A 16,228-nucleotide genomic window follows, 5' to 3' on the forward strand; every position below is an offset into this window, starting at 1 on the left:
CTTTTAACTTAATTCATATGAAAAAGAATCTTTTATTGACATGGTTTATAGCGATGTTTACCATGGTAGCATCGTCACAAGTAACTATTTCTCCGACTTCGTTTAATGTGACAGATCAAATTACCATTACGGTTTCATTTGCTAGTGCTACGTGTAATACCATGGGAACCAATCCGGCCAAAGTATACATGCATGCCGGTATTGGGAATGATGCTAATGCATTTGGTTTTTCAGTAGTAGGAAACTGGGGTCAGGACGACGGTGTTGGCCTCATGACCAACAACGGTAACGGAACTTGGAGCATGACCTTAACACCAAGTACTTATTTCAATTTAAGTGCAGCTCAACAATCTGGAGCTACCAAAATGGGTATGGTATTCAGAAATGCAACCGGTTCACAAACACTCAAAAAACCAACGGCTTGTTCTGATTTTATTTTCAATGTTGGTATTTTTCAATCTACTTTGATTTCACCAGCGCTCAATAGTGCCACGATACTCAACTCGGGTTCAAATCTTTCTATTCAAGCTTCTAATACCAACGGTGCAGCGAGTTATAATTTAAAGGCGAATGGCGTGAGCATCAGTACTGCACCGAACACTTCTTTTTTCTCGTTTAGCCATACCGGAATCACCCAAAATCAAAACTATGAACTAGAAGTAACTCAAGGAACTTATGTTCAAGTTAAAAAGTTTTCGGTAATTATTAATCCGGGAACTATTTCTGAGGCCATGCCATCAGGCACTCTTGAAGACGGCATCAATTACGATCCGTCGGATGCTACCAAAGCAACTTTAGTACTCAATGCACCATTTAAGGATTTTGTATACGTAGCCGGAAGCTTTAACAATTGGCAACCCAACGGAAGTTATGCCATGAAAAAAGACCCGGCTTCGGGTAAATTTTGGTTGCAACTTACAGGTTTAACACCTGATCAAGCATATTCGTTTCAATATTGGGTTTGTGATGTAACCAGTCGTCCAACCAATTCTCCTGCCATTGTCAAAACAGCCGATCCGTTTTCAACTTTGGTATTGTCGCCTTTTGACGATCCCGAAATTGCATCTTTAGGGGTTTATCCGGGCCTTCCGTCTTATCCAACAGGACAAGAACGCGAGGTATCTGTGTTGCAAACCGGACCAAACGCATATTACAATTATACTTGGAGCAGTGCTACCACCAACTTTGTAAAACCGCAAAAGAAAGACTTAGTCATTTATGAGGCGTTGGTTCGTGACTTTGACGCCAACCGAACCTATCAAGATTTAATCAATCGTATTGATTATTTCAAAAACTTAAAAGTAAATGCAATTCAGCTCATGCCGGTGATGGAGTTTGAAGGAAATATGAGTTGGGGTTACAACAGCGTTTATCACATGGCACTTGACAAACGTTATGGGCCACCAGCTAAACTTAAAGAGTTCATTGATTTGTGTCACCAAAATGGGATTGCAGTAATTCTTGACGTAGCCTTGAACCACGTTTTTGGGCGTTCACCTCTGGTGCGTATGTGGATGACTGATACCGATGGTGACGGTTGGGACAACGGTGTAACCTCTGAAAACCCATACTGTAATCAAGCAGCCATGCACTCATACAACGTGGGTACAGATTTGAATCACTTTAGAGAACCAGACAATTTGACCAATGTTTATGTAACCAGAACCATCAGACATTGGATTCAAGAATATAAAATTGACGGTTTCCGTTGGGATTTAACCAAAGGGTTTACCAATGCTTGTCCGTCAAATGTTTCTGGAGGACAAGATGCTTGTACCAATAACTACCAAGCTGATCGTGTAGCTAAGCTCAAATGGTATGCAGATAAACAATGGGAATTAGATCCGAACTTCTTTGTGATTTTTGAGCACTTGGGAACAGGAGGTTCATACAATGAAGAAGTTGAATGGGCCAATTACCTTAAATCAGGTAACACAAAAGGAATCATGCAATGGCGTAAAATGACTGATGCATACGCGAATTTGGTTAAAGGTAATGCTACCAATTTATCCGGAATAGCCGATGCTTCAGAACGTTTTGTAGGTTATGCCGAGAGTCATGATGAAGAGCGTGTGCTATACAAAGCTACTACAGAAACGGGTCAAACTCAAGGAGATTTGAATAAAGCACTTTTGAGAGCCTCAGCTATGGGCGCGGTTCATATCCTAGTTCCTGGGCCTAAAATGATTTGGCATTTTGGTGAATTAGGTTGGGAAAAATCACTCTGGACATGTAATAATGGCAATGTTTCATTCAGCAATCCGGATTGTAAACTCGATACCAAACCACAGCCTCAATGGACTGATAACTGGTTAGGAAATGCCAATAGAAGCGCTATTTATAACAATTGGGCGCGACTCATCAACCTCAAGAAAACCGAAAATGTTTTTGAAAATGGTTCTTATGCTTGGAATTTTAGCTCTATCGGGCATCCGCGTCTCGATATTTGGACCAGTACCACTCAGACTTCTAATTTAAGTTATGTTTATGTGTTGACCAATTTTACCAACAACACTTATAATATAGCCGGCGGATTTCCATTTACTGGAACTTGGTATAATATGATGGATGACACCTCATTTAATGTAACAGATACCAATATGAGTATCAGCATTGAGCCGGGCGGGTTCAGAGTATTTGGTAACAAGGCTTCTACTTTGAGTGTTGACGCTATTGACATTTCAGAGGCCATTGCCGTTTATCCAAACCCAACACAAGATTATTTCCAAGTAAATACAGCTATCACAAAAGCACAAGTATATTCAATTACCGGTCAAATGGTTAAAGAGTTTTCAGCTAAAGCAAGCGGAGAACAGTTTGGCATTTCGGAACTCAAAACGGGGATTTACTTGGTTAAAATAACCGATAACTTTGGGCGAGTTAAAACCACACGTCTGATTAAAGAGTAAGTTAGAGTTAGTTAATATTTTATTTTTGAAAAACCTTCCTTTTGGGAGGTTTTTCTTTTGTAAATCAAGGTCTAATATTTTTTCAGCACAAGTAAAATCTTACCTTTGTGTCATGGAAAAAGAAAAAAAGAGCAAAATAGTCAAAGGCTTCAAGATTACGGTTCTTACCTTTTTGGGTATTTTATTGTTGATGTTTTTGTTGCCTATTTTGTTTCCGGGCAAAGTAGCCGAGGAAGTCAAGAAATTTGCCAACGAAAAACTAGATGGAGAACTCAACTTCTCAGAAGCTGAGTTGTCTTTTTTCAATCATTTTCCATCGTTGACCCTGACGCTCAAAGATTTTAAACTCAATGGGTCGGCCCCTTATCGCAACGAAACTTTGGTGTCGGCAGGTGAGATTGCCTTCGGGATCAACGTCAAGAGTTTGATTTTTGACAGCACGGTCAAAATTGATAAAATCTTTCTCTCGCATGCGCTGATGAATGTTCATGTAAATGAAAAAGGCGAAGCAAATTATAATGTTTATGTTTCAGAAGCCGAAAAGCCCACCAGCAAAGATTCAAATACTTCGCTCAAGCTAGAGAAAATTTCTATTGAAGACAGCCATCTCATCTACAACGACCAATCGGTCAAAATGCTCGTTGATGCCAAAGGTTTTAATTATATTGGTAAAGGTGATTTAGACCAAGCCATTTTTGATATATATACTGAAGCCGAAATAGATTCACTTAACTTGACCTACGATCACAAACAATATTTACTGAACAAAAAGGTCAAAGCCGACCTAATTACCAAAATCAATACTAATTCATTGGCGTTTGTTTTTGAACAAAACAACCTCAAAATCAATAAACTTCCGGTTGAGTTTACGGGCAAATTTGACTTTCTCAAGAACGGTTACGACATGGATTTCAGTATCAAATCAACCGATAGTCGTTTGAATGATTTCTTTACCGCGCTTCCGCCCGAATACGTTACTTGGCTCGAGAAAACCAAAGTCAAAGGCTCTACTGATATCGGTCTTTCGCTCAAAGGGCAATACATCGCCTCGCAAAACAAAAGTCCTGATATGAATTTCAATATGAAAATTCGCGATGGGCATATAGAATACAAAAATGCACCATATCCGCTTTCGAACATTTTCTTGAATTTTGACACCAAGATTCCGGCTTTGAATCCTGACCGTATTCAGGTAAGTGTTGATTCATTGTTTTTTAATGTCGGAAAAGACTATCTCAAAGCGATTGTCAAAGCGCGAGGGCTCAAAAAGCCGGTTATAGAAGCCAATCTGCAAGCCTCGCTTGATTTGAAAAAACTCGATCAAGCCGCCGGTTTACAAAACATGGATTTAAGCGGATTGCTCAAAATGAATGTTATTTCAAAAGGCGTCTACAACAAAGAGCAATCGATTTTTCCGGTGACTAAAGGAACTGTTTTGCTCAAAAATGCGCGCATTCAAACGCAATATTATCCAAAACCTATTACCAATATCAACTTGTTGGCTTCATTGTTTAACGGCAACGGAACTTTTGCGCAAACCCAACTCATCATCAATCCGGCTTCGTTTAATTTTGAAGGTAAACCGTTTTATCTAAAAGCTAGTTTTAAAAATTTTGACGATGTTGCCTATAATCTAAAAGCCAAAGGCAGTGTAGATTTGGCGCGTGTTTACAAGGTTTTTCCGATAGAAGGCCTTGATGTAAAAGGTTTTGTCAAAGCTGATGTAGCCTTTAAAGGAACGCAAAGCGATGCCGTAGCCGGTCGTTACAACAAACTTCAGAATAGCGGAACGCTTGAACTCAAAAACATCAGAACCCAAAGCGCATATTTACCCAAACCTTTTGTCATCAATCAAGGTGTATTTAAGTTTCAGCAAGACAAAATGTTTTTCAATAATTTCATGGCGGCTTACGGAGCATCTGATTTTAAGATGGATGGTTATTTGCAAAATGTCATCAATTTTGTGTTGTCTGATCGCGAAGTGCTCAAAGGAAAATTCAATTTGACATCCAATTATATTAAGGTAGATGAATTCATGTCGGGAACGACGAGTGAATCAGCCACAACTAAAACATCAACCACCCAAGCGCCGGCCGCCCAACAAACCGGTGTGGTGGTGATTCCACCGAATTTTGATTTACAGTTTACAGCTCATGCAGCTCAAGTAGATTTTCAAGGATTAAACCTGACCCAATCACACGGAAATCTATCGGTCAACAAAAGCAAACTTTCACTCCAAAATACAGGTTTCAGCATTATTGATTGTCCGGTGAATATGAATGCTGCTTATGTGAGCGAAACACCCACGCGCGCTGCCTTTGACTTTAAAATTAAAGCTGAAGATTTTGACATCAAACGCGCTTATGATGAAATCAAGATGTTTCGCGAGATGGTTTCAGCGGCCGAAAAAGCCCAAGGAAAAGTTTCATTAGATTATGCTGTTTCTGGCAAACTCGACGGCAATATGCAACCCATTTATCCTTCGATTAAAGGTGGAGGTGTCTTGTCGGTTAGACAAGTAAAAATGCGCGGTTTCAGAATGTTCGGAGCTGTGAGTGATAAAACCCACACCGATGCCATTCGCAATCCTGATTTGAGTAAAGTTGACATCAAAACCACGATTAAAAACAATATCATCACCATTGAACGATTCAAGTTTAAAGTTTCGGGCTTTAGGCCGCGCATTGAAGGTACCACCAGTTTTGATGGCAAACTCAATATCAAAATGCGTCTCGGATTACCGCCATTGGGCATCATCGGAATTCCGCTCACAATAACCGGAACCAAAGATGCGCCAAAAGTAAAATTGGGCCGAAAGGGCGAGGATATTGAAGAGACACCATACCAAGACACGCCTCAATCGGAGCAAATTAAAGACGGAGGTCAAATAGTACAACCGGAGCCCAGTACAAATTCTTCATCAACCCATTGACAAACGCCACAAAAGCAAACGCAGCAATAAATAAAGATTCAAGCGTAAAAATTTCTATTTTACACCGAGACTTTTACCTTTGTCGGTCGGAATAAATCCCAACAGCATGAACAGAAACAGCAAACGCAGAGAAGCTTTACTATACCACGCAAAACCTACGCCCGGGAAAATCAAAATAGTTCCCACCAAAAAATACGCAACCCAACGCGATTTGTCCTTGGCTTATTCACCGGGTGTGGCTGAGCCTTGTTTAGAAATTGCCAAAGATGTCAATAATGTTTATAAATATACCTCAAAAGGAAATTTAGTAGCGGTTATTTCAAATGGAACGGCTGTTTTGGGTCTGGGTGATATTGGTCCGGAAGCTTCAAAACCCGTTATGGAAGGCAAGGCATTGTTGTTTAAAATCTTTGCAGATATAGATGGATTTGACATTGAAGTAGGTACCAAAGACATTGAAGAATTCATTCAAACGGTTAAAAATATAGCGCCCACTTTTGGCGGTATTAACCTAGAAGATATCAAAGCGCCAGAGTCTTTTGAAATTGAAAGGCGTTTGGTAGAAGAGCTCAATATTCCGGTCATGCACGATGATCAGCACGGTACGGCAATCATTTCGTCGGCAGCTTTACTCAATGCGCTTGAGTTGGCTGAGAAAAAAATTGACCGCGTTAAAGTAGTCGTTTCAGGAGCGGGTTCAGCAGCGCTGGCGTGTGCCAACTTGTATGTAATGTTGGGTGTTCAACCTAAAAATATTATCATGTTTGACAAAGAAGGTGTTTTGCATACCGGCAGAACCGATTTGTCAGATTTGCAAAAAAAATATACCGCCGGAAAAGCCGGAATCAATATGGCCGAAGCATTGGTAGGTGCCGATGTTTTTTTAGGTTTGTCAGCCGGAAATATTTTATCACCTGAAATGTTACTCGATATGTCGCGTAACCCGATTGTGTTTGCCATGGCCAATCCCATTCCGGAGATTGATTATCAATTAGCCATCGATACCCGCGATGATATCATCATGGCTACAGGTCGTTCAGACCATCCGAATCAAGTAAACAATGTTTTGGGTTTTCCTTATATATTTAGAGGAGCTTTAGATGTTCGGGCCACCAAAATCAACGAAGAAATGAAAATGGCAGCGGTGCATGCGTTAGCAGCCTTGGCCAAAGAAAGTGTACCCGAACAAGTCAACATAGCCTATGGCGAAACCAAATTGGTTTTTGGTCGAGATTATATTATTCCTAAACCATTTGACCCGCGTTTGATTACTACCGTAGCGCCTGCAGTTGCTAAAGCTGCTATGGATTCAGGAGTGGCGTTGCATCCGATTCAAGATTGGGATGAATACCGAGATGAGCTCATGGAACGTTTGGGCTCTGACAATAAAATGGTTCGATTGCTGACCAATCGCGCTAAAACTGATCCAAAACGTGTAGTTTTTGCAGAGGCAGATCATCTAGATGTGCTTAAGGCGGCACAAATTGTACATGAGGAAGGTATTGGCAAGCCTATTTTGTTGGGTAATCGAGAACTCATTTTAGAACTCAAAGAAGAGTTGGGCTTTGATGCAGATGTACCTATCTATGACCCAAAAACAAAAGAAGAAGATGCGCGTAGATTGCGTTATGCCGATATGTTTTGGAAGTCACGTCAGCGCAGAGGAATTTCTTTGCTTGATGCCCAAAAATGGATGCGAGAGCGCAATTATTTTGCCGCAATGATGGTCAATGAAGGCGAGGCTGATGCACTAGTGACGGGGTATTCACGCAGTTATCCGTCGGCGGTAAAACCCATTATGCAACTCATAGGTAAAGCTCCGGGCATTTCACTCATTGCTACAACCAATATGATGATGACCAATCGCGGCCCGATGTTTTTGTCTGATACGGCTATCAATCCAAATCCTACAGCCGATGACCTGGCTAAAATAGCACTTATGACCGCTAAAACAATTCGTATGTTTGGTATGGAACCGGTCATTGCGATGGTGTCATTTTCAAATTTTGGCTCGGCTACTGACTCGAGTGCTTCAAAGGTGCGCGAGGCGGTTTCTTATTTGCATAATTATTATCCTGATTTGGTTGTTGATGGCGAAATTCAAGCTGATTTTGCTTTGAACCCGGATATGTTAAAGGCTAAGTTTCCTTTTTCAAAATTGGCCGGAAAAAAAGTAAATACGCTCATTTTTCCGAATTTGGAATCGGCCAATATTACCTATAAATTGCTTAAGGAATTGTATAAAGTTGATTCAATTGGACCCATTGTCATGGGGCTTGATAAACCGGTACATATTTTTCAGTTGGGCGCTAGTGTTGAAGAAATGGTCAACATGGCCGCAGTAGCTGTGGTAGACGCCCAAGAGAAGATAAAAAAATTAAAGAATTTTAATATTAAATTTTAAGCACAAAGGGCAAAAGGCTAATTAAAGTTTTTTGTTATATTTGGACAGCTTTTAGAAGATAATGATAGCGCATATTCAAGGAAAATTGGTTGAAAAATCACCTACCGAAGTAGTTATTGACTGCGGTGGCGTTGGCTATCAGATTCATATCTCACTGCATACATACAGTTTGCTTCCTCAATCAGATTTTATCAAATTATACACCTATCTTCAAGTTAAAGAAGATGCGCATACGTTGTTTGGTTTTGTTGAAAAATCAGAACGTGAAATATTTAAAATGCTTTTGTCGGTTTCAGGAATCGGAGCCAGTATTGCTCGTACGATGCTCTCATCGCTTGAACCCAAACAAATTATTCAAGCTTTGGCCAGTGGTGATGTTGGGCTTATTCAGTCAGTAAAAGGAATCGGAGGCAAAACGGCACAACGCGCTATACTTGATCTCAAAGAAAAGGTGTTAAAACTATATGATTTAGATGAAGTTTCGACTCTAGCAAGCAATACAAACAAAGAAGAAGCGTTATCAGCACTGGAAGTTTTGGGCTTTAACAAAAAATTGGCAGAAAAAGTTGTAGATAAAATTGTCTTACAAGATGCTTCAGCCAGCGTCGAAGCTATTATCAAACAGGCACTAAAAAATTTATAATACTTGAAAACAAGATACTTTAGCAATTTTTTGACAGTAGGCAAAATCGGTTTTTTGATGCTGTTTATGTTTGCGCACGCTATTGTTTTTGCTCAAGTTCAAGAGCAGGTGCAAGAACAAGAAAACGACAGTATCAAACCCGGCTATTCATCGGGCTCGCTTGAGTTGAGTAATCCGCCAAGCATATTAGAAGCCTATACGTATGATCCGGCAACCGATCGCTATATTTACACCAATAAAGTCGATGATTTTAACATCAATTATCCGATTATTTTAACGCCAAAAGAATACGAACAACTTATGTTGCGCGAGTCTATGAGGGCTTATTACAAAAAGAAATCAGATGCAATTGATGGTAAAAAAGCGGGAACCCAAGAAGCCAAGAAAGATTTATTGCCAAGGTATTATGTCAATTCAAGTTTTTTTGAATCGATTTTTGGCAGCAATACGATTGATGTTAAGCCAACAGGTTCGGTTGAGGTTGATTTGGGTGTTCGTTATACCAAGCAAGACAATCCGATTTTTTCACCGAGAAATCGCCAAAACACCAATTTTGATTTCAATCAGCGCATCAATATGTCGTTGTTGGGTAAAGTTGGAACGCGTTTAAAAGTAACAGCCAACTATGATACACAATCAACCTTTTCTTTTCAAAATCAAATCAAGTTAGAATATACTCCTGATGAAGATGATATAATTCAAAAAATCGAAGTTGGTAACGTAAGCATGCCATTAAGCGGTTCATTGATTCGAGGAGCACAAAGTCTTTTTGGTGTTAAAGCACAATTTCAGTTTGGCGGAACCACGATTACGGGTGTGTTCTCAGAGCAAAAATCACAAACCAAAACGGTAACTGCTCAAGGTGGCGGAACCATTCAAGATTTTGATTTGTTTGGTTTGGATTACGATACTGACCGACACTTCTTTTTATCGCAATACTTCAGAAACAAATATGACAATGCCCTTAAAAGTTATCCTTTGATTGATAGTCGTGTGCAAATAACCCGACTTGAAGTTTGGATTACCAATCGTCAAAACCGAGTAAACAACACCAATAATAACCAACGTAACATTATTGCTTTACAAGATCTTGGAGAATCACAACAAACCGGTTACACCGATGCAGAAATAGTTTCATTAACTCCGCCTCCGGGCTTTTTTAAAGTGCCTGCCGATAGCCCTTCAGACAATAAGAATAACCAATATGACCCCGGACTTATTGACAATGCATCGGGCGGTGCAGGGTTTTTAAATTCAAACATCCGTGAAATTGCAACGGCCAGTTCAGGTTTTAACGTGGTAGTTCCTATTGAAGGGATGGATTTTTCAAAACTTGAGAATGCACGTAAGTTGAATGCCAATGAGTTTACTTTTCATCCGCAATTGGGATATATTTCGCTTCAGCAAAAACTTTCTAATGACGAAGTTTTAGCAGTTGCATATCAATACACTATTGGTGATCAGGTATATCAAGTAGGCGAATTTGGAAATGATGGGGTAGATGCAACACAACCCGGCTCAACCGATCCGATTACCGGACAACCGCAAACCATTACAACACAAGCTCTGGTACTGAAAATGCTCAAGAGTAATTTAACCAGCGTAAACAAGCCGGTTTGGAACTTGATGATGAAAAACATCTATCAGATTCCCGGAGCTTTTCAGCTTGAACAACAAGATTTTAGATTTAATATCTTATATTCAGATCCATCTCCGTTAAATTATATTACACCGGTAACGGGTACTCCATTTCCGGCAAATGATCCTTTGCATCCTGAGAATTGGGTAAATAACAATCCGTTGCTCAAAGTGTTCAATGTTGATCGGTTAAATTCAACCAACGATCCGCAGGTAGGAGGTGATGGTTTTTTTGATTTTTTACCCGGACTCACAGTTGATACACAAAACGGGCGTTTGATTTTTACTTCGGTTGAACCGTTTGGTAAACTCATTTTTGAAAAATTGAAGACAGCCCCAACCGAAGTATACAATAATCCGGATACCTACAACGCCAATCAGTCAAAATATGTTTTCCGCGAGATGTATATCAAAACTCCTGCGGCAGCATTACAAGACGCTTCAAAAAATAAATATGAATTGCGCGGAAAGTTCAAATCATCAGGAGGTGATGGAATTCCGATTGGTGCATTCAACGTTCCGAAAGGTTCAGTGGTGGTTACAGCTGGTGGGCGAGTTTTGTTAGAAGGAGTTGATTATACGGTGAACTACCAAGCGGGTAGAGTTCAAATTTTAGATCCTTCACTACAAGCATCAAATACACCCATTCAGGTGTCGGTTGAGAACAACTCTACCTTTGGTCAACAAACCAGACGCTTTATGGGAATCAACATTGATCACAAGTTTTCTGATAAGCTGACCATTGGCGGAACTTTACTCAAAATGACCGAACGTCCGCTGACACAAAAATCTAACTACGGACAAGAATCAGTCAACAATACTATTTATGGTTTGCATGCCAGTTATGCAACAGAAGTTCCGTTTTTAACCCGAATGGTTAATAAGCTACCTTTTATGGATACGGATGTTCCGTCTAATTTTTCATTCAGAGGTGAGGTTGCTTATTTAAAACCTGATACTCCAAAAGCGGATCAGTTTGACGGGGAATCAACTTTATACCTGGATGACTTTGAAGGTTCACAAACCAATATTGATTTGCGTTCACCTCAATCATGGTTTTTGTCATCAACTCCTTTGGTTGATACGCAGTCAAATTCTTTTGATGGAGAAACACCAAGTCCGTACATTTTTAATGGCGAATCAACCACACTAGATTATGGTTTTAAAAGATCTAAACTGAGTTGGTATTCTATTGATCCTATTATTTACACCAAACCGGGAGGTATTTCAACAGATGATATTTCTTTAAATAAAACCCGAAGAATCCTGACTCGAGAAGTTTATCCCAATACTGATATAGCCCCGGGTCAGATACAAGTTATTAATACATTTGATTTAACTTATTACCCAAAAGAACGCGGTCCGTACAACAATAGCACAACCGTGGCCAATGCACCGCAATCTAATTTTGGGGGGATTATGCGTTCATTAAACTCAACTAATTTTGCACAAGCCAATGTTGAGTTTATTCAGTTTTGGATGATGGATCCGTATACAGGTCACGCGGGACTTCCGGCCACTTCTAACGTTGGTAAATTGTACTTTAATTTGGGGTCTATTTCAGAAGATATCTTAAAAGACGGAAGAAAACAATATGAAAACGGCTTGCCAGAATCAGGCTCTAATCAGTTGACAATTAACACTATTTGGGGTAAAGTTCCGGCTTCTCAGTCACTTATTTATGCATTCGATTTAGATGGCGCCAATCGATCAGCACAAGATGCCGGTCTAGACGGTATGAACGATGTTGAAGAGGCAACCAAATACGATCAGTACGCCGGCGAAGCTGATCCGGCAGGTGATAATTACACCTATTTTTTACAAGCCAGTGGAGGTGTTATTGAGCGATACAAAAACTACAACGGTACGCAAGGTAACTCTCCAATTTCTGTTACCGATAACAACCGAGGCAATACCACTATTCCTGATATTGAAGACATCAACCGCGACAACACCATGGATACCTTTGATGCGTATTTTGAGTACAGCATTGATATCAAACCTGATATGGCCGTTGGAAACACCAGATTTGTAACAGATGTTCGCGATTTAACACAATCAGGACAGCCGGAAACCCCGGGTTCGAGTTTTGGAGAAACCTCTCCGACGCGTTGGATTCAATTTAAAATTCCGGTTTCAGAGTGTGAGCGAATTATTGGTAGTTTGACCAAAGATGATTTTACTTCTATTCGTTTTATGCGAATGTTCGTTACCGGTTTTGAAGATGAAATTACACTTCGTTTTGCTTCACTCGATTTGATTCGCGGAGATTGGAGAAGATACCAAGTAGCATTAGATCCAACAGATCCTAATTTTGCGAATGATCCTACTGTGTTTGAGACCCAATCAGTTAATGTGCTTGAAAATGGTTCGCGTACACCGGTTAAATATGTAACACCTCCTGGGGTAGTTCGAGAACAATTATATAACAATAATACCATTATCAACCAAAATGAGCAATCACTTTCGTTGAGGGTTTCAGGTGCTGACGGACTAGAGGCTGGCGATTCCCGTGGTGTTTTTAAGAATATCAATGTTGATATGCGTCAGTTTAAAAAGCTCAAGATGTTTATTCACTCTGAGGCTTATCCGAACGATTCATCACCATTGCAAGACAATGAAATGGTAGCATTCATTAGATTTGGGAATGATTTTACCGAGAATTTTTATCAGGTAGAAGTTCCTTTAAAAGTTACCCAGCCCGGAGCTACCTCTGCAGAGGCTATTTGGCCTGAAGCAAATGATTTGAGCATTCCGCTTGATATGTTGACGCAAATTAAAATATTGATGCGTCAAGCCACACCGTTGGGTCCTAATGAAATTTTCTACAAGTATGATGATGAGTTAGATGCTTCATACACCAGACGTATGCGAGTTGGTGTGCGCGGAAACCCGAATTTTGGATTGGTGCGCAACATGATGCTCGGAATCAAAAATAATACTACTGTCGGAACAGACCCTTCAGGAAATCCGCTTAGTGCCAGACCGATCAAAGGCGAGGTTTGGTTTAACGAATTGCGTTTAGCACAGATGGACAATTCAGGAGGTATGGCCGCCATCGCCAATGCAGATACTAATTTGGCTGATTTTGCAACCATTTCGGCTATGGGTAAAATGAGCACAGTTGGTTTTGGCGCACTTGAGCAAGGTCCAAATGAGCGAAGCCGTGAAGACATGCAGCAATATAGCGTAGTGGCTAACCTAAGTTTAGGTAAATTGATGCCTAAAAAATGGCACATTAATTTGCCGTTTAATTATTCAGTAAGCGAAGAGGTGATTACTCCATTGTTCGACCCGTTTAACCAAGACATCAAACTGCAACAAGTTTTAGATATTACCGAAAGCTCTTCTGAACGCGCTATCATTAAAGACCGTGCGATTGATTACACCAAACGCAAAAGCATTAATTTTATAGGAGTCAAAAAAGAGCGATCGCCCAATCAGAAACAGCATTTTTACGATCCTGAAAATTTAACCTTATCGTATTCATTCAACCAGGTTGAAAAGCATAATTTTGAGATACAAGATTTCCTTGATCAACAAGTAAATACAACCGCTGATTATACATTTAATTTTCAGCCTAAATCAGTTGAGCCTCTAAAAAATACCAAAATACTCAAGAAGAGTTCTTATTTAAAAATGCTCAGCGATTTTAATTTTAACTACTTGCCCAGCAATATTTCGTTTAGTTCAAGTATTATTCGCCAGTATAACGAGCAGCAATTCCGACAAATTGATGTAACTGGAATTCCGCTTGATCCATTGTATCGTCGTAATTACTTGTTTAATTATCAGTATGGTTTTGGTTACAATTTGACCAAATCGCTTAAGATAAACTACACAGCATCGTCTAGTAATATCGTTCGCAATTTTATTGATGAAAACGGTTTTGTTGACAACAGCGTGACTTTGTTTACGGACTATTGGAATACCGGCGAGCCCAACACGCACAATCACCAATTGGTCGTAAATTATGAGTTGCCGTTAAATAAGCTTCCGTTTTTGAGTTTTGTAAAATCAACCTATTCATACACCGGTGATTACAATTGGCAACGCGCCTCAGAAGCTATGTCGCAAGTTGAAGTTGACGGAGTGTCTTATCGTTTGGGGAATACCATTCAAAATGCAGGTTCGCACAAGCTTAATACAGCTTTGAATATGGATTCTTTTTACAAGTACATTGGTTTGACCAAGAAAAAAACATCGCCGCCTAAATCAACTGCGCCTCCAAAACCGGGTCAAAAAGTAGTGAATACTGCACAGCCGGCTGCTAATCAAAATAGTCTATTCAAAGATGCATTGATCAACACCCTTACCTGTATTAAGAATATCAATATCAATTACTCTGAAAACAGAGGAACAGTTTTACCGGGATATTTACCCGGCCTGGGATTCTTTGGCACATCAAAACCAACACTTGGATTTATTTTTGGTTCACAAGCTGATGTTCGTTATGAGGCGGCTAAAAGCGGATGGTTAACAACCTATCCTGATTTTAATCAGAGCTACACTCAAGTCATCAACAGAACCTTGAATTTGACGGCTAATGTTGATTTGTTTCCTGATTTTAAAATTGATTTAGCAGGCGATAGAACATATGTACGCAATTTTTCTGAACAATACGATGTGTCTGAAGACGGAACCTATAATTCTCGTTCACCATTCAGTACCGGAAATTTCTCAATATCAACGGTTTTAATCAACACGGCTTTTAGTCAAAGTGATGAGAATTATTCGGCCGCTTTTGAAAATTTCAGAACCAACCGTCTAACCGTTGCCAACCGTTTGGCTGAGAATTATTATGGCGGAAATGTGCCGAGATACGGTGATGCTTTACATCCGATTCCAACCGATACTAATGATCCGCAGTATGCAACTTATGTAGCCAATCAAGGCTATCCTATTGGTTTTGGCAAAAACAATCAATCGGTTTTGATACCTGCTTTCATGGCTGCTTATGCGGGCTCAAGCGCTTCAAGTGTGTCATTAAATACCTTCAGAGATTTTCCGATTCCAAACTGGACAATTAAGTATACCGGTTTAATGCGTTATAAGTTCTTTAAAGATAACTTCAAACGACTCTCATTACAACATGGTTATAAGGCTTCTTATACCGTAAATTCATTCAGGTCAAATTTTGAATATGACAAGAATCCAACCGGGACCGATTTAGGAGGTAATTTCAACAATAAAATAGTTGTTTCGAACGTGAACTTGGTTGAACAGTTTAATCCACTGATTCGTTTTGACATGGAGATGAAAAACTCTGTGAAGGTATTGGCTGAACTCAAAAAAGATCGCTCTATGTCTTTGAGTTTTGATAATAATTTACTCACAGAAGTGCGTGGAATGGATTACACACTAGGTTTAGGTTATCGAATCAAAGACGTTATTTTTTCATCCAAATTGGCCGATAATCCAACCGGAATTATCAAAAGTGACATCAACATTAAAATTGACGGAACCTACAGAAACAGCAAAACGATTGTTCGCTATTTAGATTATGACAACAATAAACTTTCGGGCGGTCAGAATATTTGGTCGGTTAAGGTGAGTGCTGATTATTCGTTTAGCAAAAACTTGACTTTGTTGTTTTATTATGATCATCAGTTTTCAAAAGCAGTTATCTCAACCTCGTATCCAATTACCAACATCAGAGCCGGATTTACGCTTAGATATAATTTCGGAAATTAAAATAATCT

General features: G+C 39.7%; 5 protein-coding genes. All 5 read left to right on the plus strand.

The features are described 5' to 3' along the window. Positions 1-17: 17 nt before the first annotated feature. The 5 genes from KIH23_RS07880 (at position 18) to sprA (ending at position 16,220) form a co-directional block, all read left to right on the plus strand. Positions 18-2,909: an alpha-amylase family glycosyl hydrolase gene (locus tag KIH23_RS07880; RefSeq protein ID WP_213212787.1), complete on the plus strand. Its 2,892-nt coding sequence runs from the start codon at positions 18-20 to the stop codon at positions 2,907-2,909. A gap of 112 nt (positions 2,910-3,021) precedes the next feature. After that, complete coding sequence (locus tag KIH23_RS07885) at positions 3,022-5,841, plus strand: AsmA family protein (RefSeq protein WP_213212789.1); 2,820 nt, start codon at positions 3,022-3,024, stop codon at positions 5,839-5,841. 106 nt (positions 5,842-5,947) lie between these two features. After that, positions 5,948-8,245: an NADP-dependent malic enzyme gene (locus KIH23_RS07890; protein ID WP_213212791.1), complete on the plus strand. Its 2,298-nt coding sequence runs from the start codon at positions 5,948-5,950 to the stop codon at positions 8,243-8,245. Positions 8,246-8,306: 61 nt separating this feature from the next. Further along, positions 8,307-8,888 carry a Holliday junction branch migration protein RuvA gene (gene ruvA, locus KIH23_RS07895; RefSeq protein WP_213212793.1) on the plus strand — a complete coding sequence of 194 codons (582 nt, stop codon included), beginning with the start codon at positions 8,307-8,309 and terminating at the stop codon, positions 8,886-8,888. 57 nt (positions 8,889-8,945) lie between these two features. Further along, positions 8,946-16,220, plus strand: a complete 7,275-nt coding sequence (gene sprA / locus KIH23_RS07900; protein WP_213212863.1) for a cell surface protein SprA — start codon at positions 8,946-8,948, stop codon at positions 16,218-16,220. Positions 16,221-16,228: the final 8 nt, after the last annotated feature.

The sequence above is a fragment of the Flavobacterium sp. CYK-55 genome (genome assembly GCF_018413465.1).
Lineage (GTDB): Bacteria > Bacteroidota > Bacteroidia > Flavobacteriales > Flavobacteriaceae > Flavobacterium.

What these genes read in the sequence shown, in the direction of transcription:
- ruvA (WP_213212793.1), top strand. Translation starts at nt 8,307, where the DNA reads ATGATAGCGCATATTCAAGGAAAATTGGTTGAAAAATCACCTACCGAA.
- KIH23_RS07880 (WP_213212787.1), top strand. Translation starts at nt 18, where the DNA reads ATGAAAAAGAATCTTTTATTGACATGGTTTATAGCGATGTTTACCATG.
- KIH23_RS07885 (WP_213212789.1), top strand. Translation starts at nt 3,022, where the DNA reads ATGGAAAAAGAAAAAAAGAGCAAAATAGTCAAAGGCTTCAAGATTACG.
- sprA (WP_213212863.1), top strand. Translation starts at nt 8,946, where the DNA reads ATGCTGTTTATGTTTGCGCACGCTATTGTTTTTGCTCAAGTTCAAGAG.
- KIH23_RS07890 (WP_213212791.1), top strand. Translation starts at nt 5,948, where the DNA reads ATGAACAGAAACAGCAAACGCAGAGAAGCTTTACTATACCACGCAAAA.